Source organism: Natrinema amylolyticum, assembly GCF_020515625.1.
GTDB classification, from domain to species: Archaea; Halobacteriota; Halobacteria; order Halobacteriales; family Natrialbaceae; genus Natrinema; species Natrinema amylolyticum.
Genome location: NZ_JAIWPJ010000001.1, coordinates 1,530,951 through 1,546,940, shown reverse-complemented (window position 1 = coordinate 1,546,940; position 15,990 = coordinate 1,530,951). Strand labels below are relative to the sequence as shown.

At 65.7% G+C, this 15,990-nt stretch carries 16 protein-coding genes and 1 tRNA gene; 6 read left to right on the top strand and 11 right to left on the bottom strand.

Annotated features, from left to right (window positions below; all coding sequences use genetic code 11):
• Positions 1-37: 37 nt before the first annotated feature.
• The 3 genes from LDH66_RS07655 to LDH66_RS07645 all read right to left on the bottom strand — a co-directional run bounded on the left by LDH66_RS07655 (position 38) and on the right by LDH66_RS07645 (position 3,043).
• The gene (locus LDH66_RS07655) at positions 38-793 is read right to left on the bottom strand and encodes a dolichyl-phosphate hexose transferase (RefSeq protein ID WP_226480458.1); all 756 of its coding nucleotides are present in this window, start codon (positions 791-793) and stop codon (positions 38-40) included.
• Between the two features lie 64 nt (positions 794-857).
• On the bottom strand, positions 858-2,495 hold the full coding sequence (locus LDH66_RS07650) for a GMC family oxidoreductase (RefSeq protein WP_226480457.1): 1,638 nt from the start codon (positions 2,493-2,495) through the stop codon (positions 858-860).
• On the bottom strand, positions 2,492-3,043 hold the full coding sequence (locus tag LDH66_RS07645; RefSeq protein ID WP_226480456.1) for a gluconate 2-dehydrogenase subunit 3 family protein: 552 nt from the start codon (positions 3,041-3,043) through the stop codon (positions 2,492-2,494). Before LDH66_RS07645 ends, LDH66_RS07650 begins: the two co-directional genes overlap by 4 nt.
• A 231-nt stretch (positions 3,044-3,274) precedes the next feature.
• On the opposite strand from LDH66_RS07645, the gene LDH66_RS07640 reads away from it, so the two are divergent.
• Positions 3,275-4,909 carry an ABC transporter permease gene (locus LDH66_RS07640; RefSeq protein WP_226480455.1) on the top strand — a complete coding sequence of 545 codons (1,635 nt, stop codon included), beginning with the start codon at positions 3,275-3,277 and terminating at the stop codon, positions 4,907-4,909.
• Between the two features lie 106 nt (positions 4,910-5,015).
• Here the strand turns inward: LDH66_RS07640 and LDH66_RS07635 are convergent, their stop codons facing one another.
• Entirely contained in the window at positions 5,016-5,768 is a 753-nt protein-coding gene (locus LDH66_RS07635; RefSeq protein ID WP_226480454.1) for an SOS response-associated peptidase, read from the bottom strand.
• Positions 5,769-6,295: 527 nt separating this feature from the next.
• Here LDH66_RS07635 and LDH66_RS07630 point away from each other — a divergent pair.
• Together LDH66_RS07630 and LDH66_RS07625 are read left to right on the top strand one after the other, a co-directional pair.
• Complete coding sequence (locus LDH66_RS07630) at positions 6,296-7,354, top strand: inorganic phosphate transporter (protein WP_226480453.1); 1,059 nt, start codon at positions 6,296-6,298, stop codon at positions 7,352-7,354.
• Positions 7,355-7,405: 51 nt separating this feature from the next.
• On the top strand, positions 7,406-7,924 hold the full coding sequence (locus LDH66_RS07625) for a hypothetical protein (RefSeq protein WP_226480452.1): 519 nt from the start codon (positions 7,406-7,408) through the stop codon (positions 7,922-7,924).
• A 451-nt stretch (positions 7,925-8,375) separates the two neighbouring features.
• Here the strand turns inward: LDH66_RS07625 and LDH66_RS07620 are convergent.
• The 3 genes from LDH66_RS07620 to LDH66_RS07610 all read right to left on the bottom strand — a co-directional run bounded on the left by LDH66_RS07620 (position 8,376) and on the right by LDH66_RS07610 (position 9,141).
• A tRNA-Ser gene (locus LDH66_RS07620) sits at positions 8,376-8,456 on the bottom strand.
• Positions 8,457-8,483: 27 nt separating this feature from the next.
• Positions 8,484-8,747 carry a DUF7981 family protein gene (locus LDH66_RS07615; RefSeq protein WP_226480451.1) on the bottom strand — a complete coding sequence of 88 codons (264 nt, stop codon included), beginning with the start codon at positions 8,745-8,747 and terminating at the stop codon, positions 8,484-8,486.
• A gap of 7 nt (positions 8,748-8,754) precedes the next feature.
• Positions 8,755-9,141: a Rid family detoxifying hydrolase gene (locus LDH66_RS07610; protein ID WP_226480450.1), complete on the bottom strand. Its 387-nt coding sequence runs from the start codon at positions 9,139-9,141 to the stop codon at positions 8,755-8,757.
• A 323-nt stretch (positions 9,142-9,464) separates the two neighbouring features.
• Between LDH66_RS07610 and LDH66_RS23265 the strand changes: the two genes are divergently transcribed.
• Entirely contained in the window at positions 9,465-9,752 is a 288-nt protein-coding gene (locus LDH66_RS23265; RefSeq protein WP_226480449.1) for a HalOD1 output domain-containing protein, read from the top strand.
• On the opposite strand, the gene LDH66_RS07600 is transcribed toward LDH66_RS23265, so the two are convergent.
• The 3 genes from LDH66_RS07600 to LDH66_RS07590 all read right to left on the bottom strand — a co-directional run bounded on the left by LDH66_RS07600 (position 9,737) and on the right by LDH66_RS07590 (position 13,059).
• Positions 9,737-10,960 carry a serine hydrolase domain-containing protein gene (locus LDH66_RS07600; RefSeq protein ID WP_226480448.1) on the bottom strand — a complete coding sequence of 408 codons (1,224 nt, stop codon included), beginning with the start codon at positions 10,958-10,960 and terminating at the stop codon, positions 9,737-9,739. The genes LDH66_RS23265 and LDH66_RS07600 overlap by 16 nt on opposite strands.
• A gap of 185 nt (positions 10,961-11,145) precedes the next feature.
• On the bottom strand, positions 11,146-12,357 hold the full coding sequence (gene ilvA, locus LDH66_RS07595) for a threonine ammonia-lyase (RefSeq protein ID WP_226480447.1): 1,212 nt from the start codon (positions 12,355-12,357) through the stop codon (positions 11,146-11,148).
• A gap of 255 nt (positions 12,358-12,612) precedes the next feature.
• The gene (locus tag LDH66_RS07590; RefSeq protein ID WP_226480446.1) at positions 12,613-13,059 is read right to left on the bottom strand and encodes a gamma-glutamylcyclotransferase family protein; all 447 of its coding nucleotides are present in this window, start codon (positions 13,057-13,059) and stop codon (positions 12,613-12,615) included.
• A gap of 108 nt (positions 13,060-13,167) precedes the next feature.
• On the opposite strand from LDH66_RS07590, the gene LDH66_RS07585 reads away from it, so the two are divergent.
• Positions 13,168-14,220, top strand: coding sequence for a DUF7490 domain-containing protein (locus LDH66_RS07585; protein ID WP_226480445.1), 1,053 nt, complete (start codon positions 13,168-13,170; stop codon positions 14,218-14,220).
• Positions 14,217-14,558, top strand: a complete 342-nt coding sequence (locus LDH66_RS07580; RefSeq protein ID WP_226480444.1) for a DUF8060 family membrane protein — start codon at positions 14,217-14,219, stop codon at positions 14,556-14,558. Before LDH66_RS07585 ends, LDH66_RS07580 begins: the two co-directional genes overlap by 4 nt.
• Before the next feature lie 221 nt (positions 14,559-14,779).
• Here the strand turns inward: LDH66_RS07580 and citZ are convergent, their stop codons facing one another.
• Complete coding sequence (citZ, locus tag LDH66_RS07575; RefSeq protein WP_226480443.1) at positions 14,780-15,928, bottom strand: citrate synthase; 1,149 nt, start codon at positions 15,926-15,928, stop codon at positions 14,780-14,782.
• Positions 15,929-15,990: the final 62 nt, after the last annotated feature.

Genomic DNA, 15,990 nt, shown 5'->3' with positions numbered 1-15,990 from the left:
CGGAATACGATACGCAATCTGTCGGCTCGCGGAATCGCTACTGCGACGGCCGGTGTGGCAGCTCTCGGAGCCGCTCCTCGAGCGAGACCTTGACGATCGAGCGCGCGATTTCGAGACCGCCTTTCAGCGGATCGAGTTTCGTCTGGCCGGCCCGCTCGCGGTACTCGATGGGGTGTTCCCGAACGTCGTAGTCCCGAAGCAGCGGGCGGATCAGGAGTTCGGCCGAGAGGCCGGTGTTCTCGGTCCACTCGATCGATTCGACGACGTCGCGCCGGTAGGCTCGCATTCCGGTGGTCGTGTCGTGGACGCGAGTGCCCATCAGCAGGCTCGCGATCGCCGCGAAGACCTGATTGCCGAAGCGATTGAACCCGGGCATCGCGTCGGCACCGTGGTAGAGCCGATCGCCGCTGACGACGTCGTGACCGCGGTTGATCAGGGCGAGGAACTCGGGCAGTTGCTCCATCGGGTAGGTGTCGTCGCAGTCGGTCGTGACGACGATCGGCCGATCGGGCGCTAAGATCGCCGCGCGGACGGCGACGCCGTACCCCTGCGGTTCCTGTTCGATGACCGTCGCACCGTGTTCGCGGGCGATTTCAGGGGTCCCGTCCGAGGAGCCGTCGACGCAGACGACCTCCGCCTTCCCGTCGGTGACGTCCTCGATATCCGAGAGCACTTTCCCGATCGCTTCCTCCTCGTTGTAGGTCCCCATGACGACGCTGACGTCGTCGAAGGTGTACTGTTCGTCGAGCTCATCGCTTCTCTCCGCCGTCTCGGTTCGTTCTCCGCTACTCATTGGCGGTACTCTCTGCCCGCCGTATTTATGCGTTTAGGTTTGCCTAAAATATCGGCGGCGGCAATTACAGACTTTCGAGGACGTGATCCGCGGCCTTCAGCGCGAGCGCCGCGATCGTCAGCGTCGGATTCATCGCTCCGGCGGTCGGGAAGACGCTGCTCGAGGCGATCCAGCAGTTCTCGAGGTCGTGGGTTCGCAGCGCGGGATCGACGACGCTCTCGTCGGGGTCGGTGCCCATCCGAGTCGTTCCCATGTGGTGATTGGTCGGGACGACGTGCTCGGGACCGTCCTGTCTGGTGATTTCGGCCCCCAGTTCGTCGAAGATGTCCTCTTGGATCTCGTTCGCTCGCTCGATCGTCCGCAGGGCCCGATCGCCGACGGTCCAGTGGACGTCGGGGACGGGGTTGTCCCGATCGTCGGTCCTGTCGGGGTCGAGTCCGACGTAGCTGTCCTCGCGGGGCAGCTGTTCGACCAGCGCGCCCACCGCGATGTGGTCGCCGTACCCGTCTCGGATTCGCTCGAGCAGGTCGTCGCCCCAGTCGTCGCCGGTCAGCGCCATCCCGACCGGCGACGGACCGGCGAAGTTGAAGAACTCGAGTTTGAAGGGGGCGTACTCCGCGTCGGCGTCGTCGTAGAACTGGTGGGACTCGCTGGTGTGGAAGCCGACGTGGTTCTGCCGGGTCGGCTCGTCGAGGACGCCGAACGTGCCCGCGAAGCAGTGCTCCATGAAGTACCGGCCGACGAGACCGCTCGAGTTAGCCAGTCCGTCGGGGTACCGACTCGATTCGGAGAGCAACAGGAGGCGGGGCGTCTCGACGCCGCCGCAGGCGACGACGAAGGCGTCGGCCTCCTGTCGATGCGTCTCGTCGTCGGGCGTGGCGTAGACCGCCGCCGAAATCGAGTCGGCGTCGTGCTCGAGTCGCTGGACGGGCGCGCGATCGATCACGGTCGCGCCCTGGCTCTCAGCGCGCTCGACGTGGACGGTCGCGTCGTACTTCGCGCCGGAGGGACAGACCGGGCGGCAGGTGCCGTAGCCGACGCAGGCGCTGCGGTCGTCGTAGCCCTCGGAGTTGCGCGCGTTGGGCACGGAGTGCATCGCGATCTCGAGTTCGTCGCAGGCCTCGGCGAACAGGCCGTCGCTGTAGGAGGGCGGAAACGCCGGCATCGGATGGGGCTCCTCGCGGGGCGGCGCGAAGGGGTTGTCGGCGGCACCGGCGATTCCCAGTTCCCGCTCGGCCTGCGCGTAGTACGGTCGGAGGTCCTCGTAGTCGATCGGCCAGTCTGCGCCGACACCGCGCACGCTCTGAGAGTCGAAATCGGCCTCGTGAAGGCGCATCACCATTCCCTGCCAGTGGAGCGTCGACCCACCGACGCCCTTGACCCGAGCGCGGTTCAGCGGGTAGTGTCGCTCGCCCGACGCCGAGTACGCGTCGCGCTCCGGATCGCCGTCCCAGACGTCCTGCCGGCCGTACGCCGGTCTGATCGCCCGCTCCTGTCTGGCAAGTCTGTCGGCCGGATCGAACCGCGGCCCGGCCTCGAGGATCACGACCTCGCGGCCGGCCTCGGCGAGCCGATCCGCGACGATTCCGCCGGCGGGACCCGCACCGATCACGCAGATGTCGGCGTCCGCGACCGGCGTCCGATCCGCGTCCCCGTCGGCGATCGGCTCCGCCGACTCGGCGGGCGGTCGACCGTCGCTCACGCGCCGGGCCCCCGCTGGTAGCTCTCGAGTCCGCCCGGGTGACCGATCGGGTTCTCGATGCCGGCTAACTCGCCGCCCGTCGGCGAGGTGTACAGTGCCAACAGCAGTTCGTTGACGACGTAGTAGCGCATCCGTTCGGCGGGCCGCCCCTCGGGATCTTCCGCCGCGGTATCCGCGCCGACCTCCCGCAGACACCGATCCCGGTCGTCGGGTGACAGGGCCGAAAACGTATCGCCGAACCACTGTTCGGCGCGCTCGTTCAGTTCCGCGACGGCGGCGTCGACGTTCGCCGCGTGGGACCGATCCTCGAGTCGCCCTTCGAGGAAGGCCTCGACGAACGTCGCCGTGCCGGTGACCTCGCTGGGGTAGACGACCTCGGCGACCGCGACCAGCGTCTCGCGAATCCGCTCGGTGTCGATATCGGCCGACGGATCGCCGTCGCTCCCGTCGGGGGCGGATCCGGTCGGGGCCGCACAGCCCGACAGCGTCCCCCCGCCGACGCCGAGCGCCGCCAGCGCGGCGACCGCGTCTCGCCTGGTCAGCTCCATGCAAGGGGATTAGGCAAACCTAAACCTTATACTCGTTGGAACGAGACGCTCGAGTAACTCCCGACCCGTCGCGGACTGCGACTACTGTCGGCCGGAGTCGACGAACATGATCGACCGTCATCCCCGAGAATACCCGGATGAGCGGACGGGAACCGTCAGCTATTCCGCCGCGTCCGACCGACTGGCCTACTACGCGCGACACACGACCACATCACTTCAGACGAGCGCTCTATGAGATCACTCCTCTCACGCCGACGCGAGACGACCGACGGACCGCCGCTCGGACTGCTGCTCCTGTCCGGCGTCATCGCCGTGAGCGTGCTGTTCCCGCTCACGTATCTCGTGTTCGAGGCGACGACCGTCGAGACGGGTCGGCTCTGGGAGATGCTCGTCCGTCCGCAGACCGCGACGGTCGTCACGAACAGCCTCCTGCTCATGACCGGCGTCACGGTGCTGTCGGCGCTGATCGGCGTCCCGCTGGCGTGGCTCACCGTCCAGACGGACCTTCCCTTCCGCCGGTTCTGGGCCGTCGTCGCCGCCCTCCCGCTGGTCGTCCCGAGCTACATCGGCGCGTTCGCCTTCGTCTCCGCGTTCGGCCCGCAGGGCGAGTTCCAGTCGATTCTCGAGCCGCTGGGCATCCAAGAATTGCCCGAGATCTACGGGTTACCGGGCGCGACGCTCGTCATCACGCTCTACACCTATCCCTACGTCTACCTGACGGTGCGGGCCGCGCTGCTCTCGTTCGACACGACGCTCCTCGACGCCGCTCGAACCCTGAACCACGACACGTGGACGGCCTTCCGCCGCGTGACGCTCCCGCAGGTCCGCCCCGCGATCGTCGCCGGGAGTCTGCTCGCGGCGCTGTACGCCGTCTCCGACTTCGGGACGCCGGCGATCATGCAACTGCCCGTCTTCACGCAACAGATCTTCCTCGAATACCGCTCCTTCGGCCGGGACTACGCCGCCTTCCTCTCGCTCCAGTTGCTCGTCATCGTGCTCGTCGTCCTCGTCCTCGAGTGGTGGGCTCGCCCCGACCGGACGGTCCAGGGCGACGGCTCCGAGGGCGCGAGCGAGCCCGTCGTCGAACTCGGCGCGTGGCGGTGGCCGGCGACACTGCTGCCCGCGGGCGTCACCGGCATCGCGCTGTTGGTTCCGCTCTGGATCCTCGGGCTCTGGCTCGTGACCGCCGATCCCGACGCGCGGCCGTCACTGGCGTTCGAACTCGAGTACGCGGTCAACTCCGTGCTCGTGGCCGGTGCGGCCGCGCTCGTGGCCGTGCTCGTCGCCCTGCCGGTCGCGTACGTCGCGGCCAGACACGACTCGCCGCTGTCGACGATCTTCGAGCGATCGACCTACGTCGGCTTCGCGGTGCCGGGGATCGTCCTCGGGCTTGCGCTCGTTTCCTTCGCCACGGCCTACGAGGGTATCCGCCAGACGTACGGCCTGACCGCTCTGCCGGCGCTCTACCAGACGATCCCGCTGCTGGTGTTCGCCTACGTGATCCGATTCATGCCTCAGGCGGTCGGCTCGATCCGAACCACGACGCTCCAGGTCGACGCGAAACTAGTCGAGGCCGCACACACGCTGGGCGAGACGCCGCTTCGCACGTTCCGAAAGGTGACCCTTCCGCTCATCGCGCCGGGCGTGACCGCCGGGGCGGCGCTGGTCTTCCTGACCACGATGAAAGAGCTCCCGGCGACCCTCCTCTTGCGGCCGACCGGCTTCGAAACCCTCGTCACCATCATCTGGAAGGCACAGGGCGAGGCGTTCTTCCAGTACGCCGTCATCCCCGCCCTGCTGTTGCTCGCCGTCTCCGGCCTCTCGCTGCTCGTCCTCCTCACCCAAGGCGGGCGCGAGGGACTCTGAGCCGCCCGCCCGCTGTTTCCGCGCGCCGTCAGACGGATCGCTGTCAGTCAGTGCCAGCGAACCCGCGGACGGGTCGCCGAGAACTCGATACGGCAGCCCGTCTCAGTCACGCCCCCTCGAGCGGTTCGATCAGCGACGGCTCGTCCGTCGCCGGATCGTTCACCGCCGTCGACACCGGATCGGCTCGCATCCCGTCGGCCGAACGCGGCTCGAGCACCTCCCGACCGGCGTCGCCGGAGAGCCACTTCTGCTCGGCATCGGGCGCGAGGATCACGGCCATCCGATGGTGTAACTCCGAGACGAGGTCGTTCGGTTCGGTCGTAATGATCGTAAACGTCTCGAGCGGGCCGCGCTCGCTCTCGTCGTCGACGCCGCCGCCGAACGCGTCGAGGCCAGTCTGGGTCGTCTCCGGCTCCCAGCGCTCCCAGAGGCCGGCCATCGCGAACACCCGGTCGTCCTCGAAGGAGACCCGATAGGGCCGTTTCCCCTCGTCGGTCTCGACCCACTCGTAGAAGCCGTCCGCGGGAACCAGACACCGACCCGCCGAAGGCGTGTCGCGCTCTCGCTCGCTCGACTCGCGAGAACACCGCCTGCGCTCGTAGGCCGCTTCGAAACTCGGCTTCTCGTCGACGGACTCGGCCCGCGCGTTGATCAGCCCGCCGCTGTCGTCATCGGCCCACGAGGGCACCAGCCCCCACTCGAGGCGCTGGAACGTCTCCGGTTCCTCGTTCGTGATCACCGGGAGCTCCTGGCCCGGAGCCATGTTGTACCGCGGGGGAAAGTCCGCGTCCCGAAACCGGGCGTCGAACCGCGCCTCGAGATCGTCCTGCTCGGCGACGAGCGTGTAGCGACCGCACATACCCGACCGTCGGGCCGCCAGCACAAAGGCTCGTCCGGTCGCGGTCGGTCGGACGACCGGGGTCGCTCGAGGCGGATCTCTCGCTCGACGCCTCGAAATAACAGACCGGACGACGCCCGCACACAGTAGTATGACGCGCTTACTCCGACTCGAGCGGCCGGTACGCCCCCCGTTACGATATCCGATCTCGGTGGAGTCACCGTCGGGGTCAGCATGGACGACCGATACGAAATGGTGGTGTGTCAAAGCGGTAGCCTGGAACTCAGGGATCCGGATGACCCCGACTGCTGGATCGCGACCGACGCCCCTGTCGAACTCGAGCGGTAACGCGCTCCACTTCCGTACCCTTCCCTTTCGAAACTCGTCCTCGTCGTCCTCGCCGTCGTTCGCCGGACGAGCCGTCGCTGTCTGCTGTCGTCAGCGAGTCGACGGGATCCGGTTCATAGGCCCGTCACTCGGTCGCACTATCGCGGCTCCGACCCGTCGACCGGCGTTCTTTTGCAGATGCAGCGTCATAGAACCGACGTATGGCGCTGTCGGTGATATACATCGTCGGCATAGCCGTGGCCGTCTTCGTCGGCGTCAACATCGGAGGCTCGTCGACCGGAGCGGCGTTCGGTCCGGCGACCGGAAGCGGCGTCCTCTCGATGCGGCAGGCGTCCGGACTGATGGCCGCGTTCGTACTGCTCGGTGGCTTCACCCTCGGGACCAACGTCGTCGACACGTTAGGAACGGAGTTCGTGCCCCGGGACTCTCTCACCCTCGGTGCGTCGATCGGTATCCTCCTGTTCATCGGCCTCGGCATCCTGCTCGGCAACGTCCTCAAGGTATCGACCAGCACGAGCATCACCGCCGTCGCCGCGGTGGTCGGGATGGGAGCGGCGCTCGGCGTGCTCGACTGGCGAACCGTCGGCGTCGTCTTCATCTGGTGGCTCATCGCGCCGATTCTCGCCTTCTGGATCTGCGCGTTCATTGGCCGCTACCTCTATGACGATATCGTGGCCCGGCTCGACTTCGACGCCGAGGATCGCGGTCGGCTCGCCGAACTCGCCGTGATCGGTATCGGGTGTTATATGGCGTTCTCGGCCGGCGCATCGAACGTCGCCAACGCGGTCGCGCCGCTGGTGGGATCCGGACGGATGGACATGACCACCGGTGTCGCCCTCGGCGGCGTGGCAATCGGTGCGGGCGCGTTCGTTCTCGGCCCTCGGACGATGGGAACCGTCGGCGAGGACATCACCGACCTCTCGCTCGAGGCGTCGCTCGTCGTCGAACTGATCGCCGCGTCGATCATCACTGGACTGAGCTGGGCCGGCATCCCGGCGAGCCTTGCCGTCATGCTCACCACGTGCGTGATCGGTCTCGGCTGGGGCCGGGCGAGTCGCAGGGTGCCGCTCGAGGCGATCGCTCGGCCCGAGGGGCTCACTGCCGAGGAACAGTCGACGTGGGCCGCCGACCAACTCGAGCTGTTCGATCCGACGACCGTCAAGCGGGTCGTGGCGACGTGGATCGCGACGCCGACGGTCGCGGGCGTGGCCGCGTTCCTGCTGTTCAGCGTCACGCGGCGGTTCCAGCTCCCCCTGTGAGGCGGCCACGTTTTTGCCCGCTCGATGAGAACAGCTAGTAGGGGTGGTTCGATGGCAGTTCGAAGTCGATTTCAGGGGAAGCAGACGCAGTTCCACATCGAGTTGGTGTACGGATTGCTCTTCATCGCCGGCTTCGCAGTCCTCGCGTTCCGCGTCGACCCGCGGATCGCGGCGTTCGAGGGCGGACTCGTCGTCGGCTACCTGCTTCGAATCTGGGAGAAAATGACCATCTACGAGCGGCTCCTCGAAGAGATGGTCTCTCGAGAGGCCGAGACGCAGGTCGCAGCGGAAGTCGACGAACAGGTCGCAGACGAGGTCGCGGCGGAAGTCGATGACCAAGTTGCGGACGAGGTCGCTGCCGAACTCGACGACCAGGTCGCGGACGAAGTCGCGGCGGAAGTCGAAGAACGAGTCGAAGATGAAGTCGCCGCCGAGGTCGAACAGCAGGTCGGCGACGAGGTCGACGACCGGATCGGCGATGAAGTTCGAGCGCAGGTCGAGGAAGAAATCGGCGATCTCGACGAGCAGATCGACGAACGCGTCGCCGAACACGCCGAGGACCGCCGATGATGTCGCGCACTCGAGGATCCGTCTCCCTGTCGGATCGATAGTGGCCGATGCTGGGTCGCGAGTCGGCCATCCGGAAGCTATCCGTTGCTCACGGTGTTGGCGACAGAATATACCGTCAACTGTAACGGTTACACGCATTCGCCGCGCAGTCGCGGCGAATGTGTTCACTGACTTACAGTGACGGTATCCGCCAGGACAGGGATTTGAACAGATACGAGACGGTCGGCCTCACTCCGTTCGACCGCGTGCGACTCGCGTGTTCAAATCCCCTTATTGGGTTTTCGTCGCTCGCGGATTGCTCGCGACAGAAAACGCCAGGACAGGGATTTGAACCACGCCCAGACGATCGCCTCGCTTCGCTCAGCGCTGCGACTGGTCTGATTCAAATTCCTTCGTTCGCGTTTCACCGAAATCGCGACTCGCTCCGCTCGTCGGTCGATTTCGGCAAAAACGCCAGGACAGGGATTTGAACCCTGAATCCCAAAGGGAACACGCTTTCCAGGCGTGCGCCTTACCATTCGGCCATCCTGGCTCAGGTCATCATAGCCGCGTCCGTCGTTTAACGCTTACGAGATTCGTTTCCCGGTCCGCGATCGGCCGCCCACGACGCGAGCCGCGGCTCGAGCAGGTACGCCCCGGTTCCCGCACCGAGACCGACCGGCAGTGCGAGCCCAAGCGCTTGCGCGATCGTCACGAGCGGCTCGGCGAGCAGGGCGTAGCTCTGAACGAGTACCAGAAACGACAGGCAGCCGATGACGCCCCAGAGGACGGCTGATTTGGTCCGCGGGTCGATCCCCATCTTCCCGGCGGGATAGCCGCTCACGGTGACCTCACTCCGCTTCGACGGACGCGACGGCTTCGATCTCGACGCCGACGCCCTTCGGGAGCGCGGCGACCTCGACGGCGCTGCGGGCCGGCGGCTGGTCGTCGAAGTAGTCGGCGTAGGCCTCGTTCATCGCCTCGAAGTCGTCGATGTCCTCAAGGAAGACGGTGACTTTGAGGATGTCCTCGGCGGACGCGCCCGCTTCGTCGAGGACGGCGTCGAGGTTGTAGAGGGCCTGATCGGTCTGGTTCTCGATGGACTCGTCGGCGAGCACCTCGCCGTCGTTCGTCATGGGAATCTGGCCGGCGGTGAACACCAGCGAGCCGTTACTGGTCGCCTGACTGTACGCACCGACCGCGGCGGGCGCGTCGTCGGTCTCGATGATTCGTTTCACGCTCGATTCCTCGCGGCGCGGCGGCTTAAAAGCAGGCGGACTCGCATCCGCGGTACCGTCCGCGGGATGTCGAGACGCCGGACGAGAGAACGTACCGCCGGCGAAATGAGGGATTGAGTCGCTATCAATTGCCCAGAACTATCGGGGTCACTCGTTCATCATCTCGGCCGGAGTAACACAACCCAGTCGCCGACAGAATACTACATCACCACAGTCACTAAACGAAATTCCAGAAAAAGTGTCTGTTTGTAACTCCATCAATCGAAAAGTCCCCGTTCGTGAAAACCGTTCCGTGTTATCCGTTTCGAACCATAACTAGTGATATGGAGCGCGAGGTGGACGCTAAGAACTCACTCACTATCGCGGTTATCCGCGCGGTGAGTGATTACGAAAACAAGCCAGTTGATTCGCTTCCGCCACTCTCCGAAACGGTCGATTCGGACGCGTTAGAGGCCGCGTTCGATAGCGATGGGAACACCGATCGACACGGCCGCGTCTCGTTCGTTTTCAGCGACTCGCGCGTGACGATCAGGCACGGCAAGTACATTACTGTCGAACCAGTGATCTTCGCGAGAAGTAACGCCGACGGTCGCCGTTACGAGAGTTCGTGACGGACCGTGTCACCGAGCCGGGCGACGCGCTGGCTGTGTTCGTAGCCGTCGCGGATTCCGTTCGTGACGTATGCGAACGCGATGTCGTTGTCGGGATCGCCCCACGTCATGATGCTGCCGAGTCCGCCGTGTCCGTAGACGCCGTGAGACGCGGTCACGCCGAAGTCGTCGCCGGGGTTGCCGCCGAAGCGAACGCCGAGGCCGCGACGGGTGTACTCGCCGTCCTCCACTTGTTCGACCTCCACCGAGGTGAACGCACGCGTCACGCGCTCGCTGAGGACGTCTTCGCCGTCGTTCAGCAGGCAGTTGTAGAACCGTGCCAGATCACGGGCCGTCCCGATACCGGTGGCAGCACCGACGACGCTGTGCTGGACGCCCGGACTGTTGAACAGATCGGCGACGTAGGCATTGTACCCCGGTGATTCGGGCTCGGTGATCTGGCTGTACGGTTCGAACCCGACGAGGGTCGCGACGTCGCCATGGTCCCCCTCGAGTCCGATTCCCGTGTCGTCCATCCCGAGCGGCTCGAAGATGGCGTCCTCTGCGATCTCGTCGATCTGTCTGCCGACGACGTTTCGGGTGAGACCGTCGATAATCCATCCGTAACTCAGCAGGTGGTAATCCGTGCGCGTCCCCGGCGGATACAGGAGCTCGGCCTCCTCGACGAGTTTCTCTTTCCTGTCGGGCATTCCCCACACTTCGGGATTATCGTCGATCGCCGGAATCGAGTGAAGGCCGGACTGGTGCGAGAGGACGTGGCGGATCGTCACGTTCTTCTTCCGCTTGTCTCCCCTCGCGAACGCCGGCCAGTGCTCGACGACGTAGTCGTCGTAGTCGACGAGGCCCTTATCGACCAAGTGGTGGACGACGGCCGCCGTGTACGGCTTCGTCGTCGAGAACAGGATGTGACGGGTATCGGTCCGCTCCGCGCCTCCATCGGGGCCGGTCGTGCCGCCCGCGAGATTTACCACGAGCTCGTCGTCGTGGTAGACGGCGAGCTGTGCGCCGTGATGGAGTTCCTGCTCGAGCTGATCGGAGAACGTTTCCGCGATTCGCTCGGTCCCCGTCGGGAGAATATCGGAGTTTCGTGCCGAACTCGAAGCGGTTCCGTCCGCCGAACCCTTCGACGCCGATGCCGATGCCGATGTCGATACCGTCGATCCGATCGCTGCGGCTGCGATACTGCCGAGGAGCTTTCGACGCTGCATGGACGCGGTATCTCTGGCGATAGATAATTAACAATGAGGTGATACAGAAATGGAGAGTGGCGATATGGTCCGTATACGATCTGTTTTCGACCGTTTCCGTCTGTCTCGAGATCGATGTGGTACGAAGCGACATCAGCGGGAGAAGCGATTCGATTCGACCGCTCCGAGACGGCTCCTCGATTTTTTCAGGCCAGCACGTCGACCTCGTAGCCCGCGTCGCGCAGATCCGTGAGGAAGCTATCGACGTGGTCGGGGCCGCGCATCTCGAGTTCGATCTCGACTTCGGTGTCGCTCATCTCGACCTCGCGGGAGGTCCGGTCGTGGTGGATCGCGTAGATGTTGGCCCGGTGGGCGGTAAAGATGTCTAGGAGGTCCTCGAGCGCGCCGGGTCGGTCCTTGAGAACGGTCCTGATCTTCAGGTAGCGGCCGGTCTCGACGAGACCGCGGACGATGACGTTGGTCAGCGTGTTCAGATCGATGTTGCCGCCACAGAGCGCGGGGACGATGATCTCGTCCTCCGCGTAGTCGAATTTCTCGAAGAGGACGGCGGCGAGCGCGACCGCGCCGGCCCCCTCGACGAGGGTCTTCGAGCGCTCGAGCAGGTAGACCAGGGCGACTGCGATCTCGGGATCCGAGACGGTGACGACCTCGTCCACGTACTCCTGAATGTAGGGAAAGGTCCGTTCGCCGACGCTGCGGGTCGCGATGCCGTCCGCGATGGTGTCGACGCCGTCGAGGGAGATGCGCTCGCCCTTCTCGAGGGATTTCGCGGCGCTCGAGGCTCCCTCGGCTTGCACGCCGATGACGCGCGTGTCGGGTTTTTGCTCCTTGATCGCGGTCGCGATGCCGCTGATGAGCCCGCCGCCGCCGATCGGAACGACGACCGTTTCGACGTCGGGACAGTCCTCGAGGATCTCGAGGCCGATCGTTCCCTGGCCGGCCATGATGTACTCGTCATCGAAGGCGTGGACGTAGGTACGGCCCTCCTCGCGTTCGATCTCGTGGGCGCGCTCGGCGGCCTCGTTGTAGTCTCGCCCGGAGAGGACGACTTCAGCGCCGTAGCTCTTGGTCGCCTTGACCTTCGAGATCGGCGCGTGCTCGGGCATGACGATCTTCGAGTCGACGCCGGACCGCGTGGCCGCGAGTGCGACCCCCTGGGCGTGGTTGCCGGCGCTCGCGGTGACGACGCCGGCGTCCTTCTGTGCCTCGGAGAGCGTCGCGATTCGGTTCGTCGCTCCGCGGATCTTGAACGCGCCCGTCCGCTGGAAGTTCTCCAGTTTCAGACGGACATCGGCCCCGGTCATCGCCGAATAGGTGTGGGAGTGCTCGAGCGGCGTGTGCCGAGAGGTCTCTCGGACTCGCTCGCGCGCCTCGAGAATGGCGTCGAGTTCCAGCATACGCCCGTCTACTCGGCGTGGGGTGTAAGGATTACTGTCGGAGACCGAGCGGGCCCGTCGCCGAACTCGCAGACCCCGACAGGGATGTGCCGTCAAACCTGGACGGCACGACAGGGAATACAGGGAATGCACGGCGTGTGACGTGCGAGTGGAGAAGTGGCCCGCGACCATATAAAACTCATGCACCCGCGGTGAAAGTGAAATCGCAAGCGGGCGGCGGGAAAATATCGGCGTCAGACGCGGGACGGACGGACGTCATTCGAGGCGTCGAACCGCGATATCCGTTCGCGAAACGACACCGTCTACGCGGTCGCGGAACGGTTCGGTTCCGGGCCAGGTCGCGTCGACGCCGAGCCGATCCGGCTCACCGACGTACACCCAACACCGGTCGTCGGCCGTCCTGCTTGACTCCCCTCGCCGGTCATCGCTCCGGCTCACTACCGGCACTGCGACTCGGACGTAGAGCCCACTCTCGACGCCCTCGTATCGGTCGAGTCGCTCGAGGCCCGCGTCGTCGACCGCGAGCAGTCGTCCGTCGACGCTGCCGCCGGGTGCGAGCGTCGGGTACCGGCCGTCGACTCGGTGGAGTCCCTCGAGCGTCGCTCGGCCGGCGAACGCCGCCGCCGCGTCCGGTGGATCTATCTCGAGGACGGTCGCGACCCGCTCCGGATCGGTCAGCGTCCCGTAGACGAAGACGAGCACGGCGGATGGTTCCGGCTCCGTCCTCTTGCTCGTATCGCTCGACGTCGTGGCGAGTCGTTTCGCGCGAGGTACACAAAGCACTTATGCGACTAATTGAAGGAACTTGATATGAATCGCGAGTCCCTCCTGGCCGTCGCGACGGTCGCGGTCGTGATCGGGACGCTCACGACGCTCGCTCTCGCCGGCGCGGTGTCCGCTCCCGACCGACCGGAGACGGCCGGCGACGTCGAGAACGCCGGCCACGCGTCGCTGGCGGAGATCACGATCAGTGCCGACGAGGTCACTGGCGGCACCGCCACGCTCGCCGTCGACACGCACCTCGAACACCGCGGCGACCCCGTCACGAACGTCACCGTCGTCCACCGAGCGACCGATACGGAGACCGGACTCGTCGAGGACACCACTGAACGGGACGTCGAGCCGCTGGAAGACGAGTCCGAAGTCGTCGTCTCGAGTGCGGTAACGGTCCCTCGGGAGAGCAGCTACGAGATCGAGACGCTCGTCTACCGGGACGGACGGCGTACCGAATCGGCCAGCCAGACGGTCGAGGGCGTCGACGCGCTGACCCCGGCCTACGCCGACACCGACGTGGAGTTCCACCGCTTCGGCGGCGACGCCGGCGGGAGCCTCGCGGACGTCCCCGCGATCGGGTATTCCATCGCGTCGACGACCGACGACGCGGCTACCCTCGAGGTCGCCAGCTATCTCACCAATACGGGCGACGACACCGAAGCCGACCTCGAACTCGAAGTGAACGCTCGACAGGCGGATTCGAACGTCGTCGCCGACTCCGCGACCGTCGAGCTATCGGCGATCGAGCCGGGGAAGACCGCGTCGCCGACCGTCGACCTCGAGGTGCCACAGGAGTACGACTACTACCTCGATGCGGTCCTCTGGCGCGACGGCACCATCGTCGGGACGGATCGATCGGTCGCCAATCTCGGCCCGGGATCGCTGTCCGTCAACGAGACGGCCGGTGACGCGGGACTCGAGGTGAGCGACTTCACCGGTGGCTCCGACGCCAGTGCGGCCGACGGACGCTCCGAATCCGGCGGACACGACGCGAGTGACGGTGGTGCCGACGGAACGCCCGGTTTCGGCGTCGCCGTCACCGCCGCCGCACTGCTCGCGACGATCACGCTCGCACGGAGGTTCCAATGACTGAGACATCGACACGAACGCAGACCGACGCCGAGACCGATCGACCGGACCGGGGAACGGAGACGGATCCGACGTCTGAACCGGCCGACACCACCGGGTTCGATCCCGGCTCCGACCGAATTCGACGCTCTCTCGCCTGGGGCGGACTCGCCGTCTGTTCGCTCCTGGCAGTCTTCGCGCTGATCCAGTTCTACGGGAGCGTCGCCGACGCGATCGACCTCTGGGTCGATCCCAAGTACCAGCCCCTGATACGGGCCGCGTTCAATCTCGCCGTCCTGCTCACGTCTCTGATCGGCGTGTCGCTGCTGGTTCGAGAACTGAGCGACGGGGACGACTGACCGCAAGACGCCCGTTCGGGCGGAGACGAGACGTGCAATCGTCTCGAGAGCGAGGCCACCGCCGTGACGGTGGCCCTCGTGCGGACCCGAGACGTGTCTCGATTCGAATCGGTCCCGCGTAGGACGGTCCACGGCGACGCGACCCGGCAGCGATCGTTCCGTCGCTCTCGATCGGTGTGGCGAGCGGCAAAAAACGGGCGACGGGCCGGGAACGAGTCCGGTTACCGGTCCGCGAGCGGGACGAACTCCTGATCCTGCGGGCCAGTGTAGCGAGCGCGGGGACGGATGAGGCGGTTGTCGTCCTGGTACTCGAGGACGTGGGCGATCCAGCCGCCGGCGCGGCTCATGGCGAAGATGGGCGTGTACATGTCGATCGGGATGCCGAGCTGGTAGTAGACCGAGCCGGAATAGAAGTCGACGTTCGGGGCGATTCCCTTCTCGCCGAGACCTTTCTCCTCGGTGAGGTACTGCTCGATGGTGGTGGTGTAGTTATACCACTTGTCCTCGCCGTTTTCGGCGAGTTCCTTGCTGCGTTCCTGAAGGATCTTCGCGCGGGGGTCCTTGACGTTGTAGACGCGGTGACCGAAGCCGGGGATGCGACGCCCCTCCGCGGTCGCCTGCTCGACCCACTCACGGTGGTCGAGATCGCTCTCGTCGATCTCGATGAGGACCTCCATGACGTCCTGATTCGCGCCGCCGTGGAGCGGCCCCGAGAGGGCGCTGATGCCGCCGGTGACGGCACTGTAGATGTCGGCCATCGTCGAGCCGATGACCATCGAGGTGAACGTCGAGGCGTTCAAACCGTGGTCGGCGTGGAGGATGAGCGCTTGATCGAAGGTCTCGGCGGCGATATCGTCGGGCTCCTCGCCGGCCAGCATGTAGAGGAAGTTCGCGGCGAGACCCAGGTCGGGGTGGGGGTCGACGGGCTCCTCGCCGAGGCGGTAGCGCTCGAAGGCCGCGAGCGCGGTCGGGATCTTGGCCGTGATCCGACGACCCTTTCGAAGCGTCGCCTCGAGGTCTTCAGGATCGGCGTCGTCTTCGGGTTCGTAGGCCGAGAACATCGAGACCGCGGTCCGCAGCGCGGCCATGGGCTGTTCGTCAGCCTCGGCGAGCGTCTTCATCGTCGCGAGGACGTCGTCGTCGACCTCTCGTTCGTCCATGAGCGCGTCCGCGAACGGCTCGAGTTCGTCTTCGGTCGGGAGATGACCGTTCCAGAGCAGGTACAGCACCTCTTCGTAGCTCGCACCGCGAGCGAGGTCTTCGATCGTGTAGCCGCGATAGATCAGTCGACCGGCATCACCGTCGATCGAGCTGAGCTCCGATTCGGCAACCAACACACCCTCGAGCCCTTTCTTGAGGTCGTCAGACATAGTCAGGGATTTCGGACGCCAATGGAAAAGTATTATCGTTTGCCCGGTGCCGGCGATCGATA

Coding starts and splice junctions, on each gene's coding strand:
- citZ (WP_226480443.1), bottom strand. CDS start 15,928: ATGTCTGACGACCTCAAGAAAGGGCTCGAGGGTGTGTTGGTTGCCGAA.
- LDH66_RS07580 (WP_226480444.1), top strand. CDS start 14,217: ATGACTGAGACATCGACACGAACGCAGACCGACGCCGAGACCGATCGA.
- LDH66_RS07585 (WP_226480445.1), top strand. CDS start 13,168: ATGAATCGCGAGTCCCTCCTGGCCGTCGCGACGGTCGCGGTCGTGATC.
- LDH66_RS07600 (WP_226480448.1), bottom strand. CDS start 10,960: ATGCAGCGTCGAAAGCTCCTCGGCAGTATCGCAGCCGCAGCGATCGGA.
- ilvA (WP_226480447.1), bottom strand. CDS start 12,357: ATGCTGGAACTCGACGCCATTCTCGAGGCGCGCGAGCGAGTCCGAGAG.
- LDH66_RS07630 (WP_226480453.1), top strand. CDS start 6,296: ATGGCGCTGTCGGTGATATACATCGTCGGCATAGCCGTGGCCGTCTTC.
- LDH66_RS07625 (WP_226480452.1), top strand. CDS start 7,406: ATGGCAGTTCGAAGTCGATTTCAGGGGAAGCAGACGCAGTTCCACATC.
- LDH66_RS07645 (WP_226480456.1), bottom strand. CDS start 3,043: ATGGAGCTGACCAGGCGAGACGCGGTCGCCGCGCTGGCGGCGCTCGGC.
- LDH66_RS07640 (WP_226480455.1), top strand. CDS start 3,275: ATGAGATCACTCCTCTCACGCCGACGCGAGACGACCGACGGACCGCCG.
- LDH66_RS07655 (WP_226480458.1), bottom strand. CDS start 793: ATGAGTAGCGGAGAACGAACCGAGACGGCGGAGAGAAGCGATGAGCTC.
- LDH66_RS23265 (WP_226480449.1), top strand. CDS start 9,465: ATGGAGCGCGAGGTGGACGCTAAGAACTCACTCACTATCGCGGTTATC.
- LDH66_RS07635 (WP_226480454.1), bottom strand. CDS start 5,768: ATGTGCGGTCGCTACACGCTCGTCGCCGAGCAGGACGATCTCGAGGCG.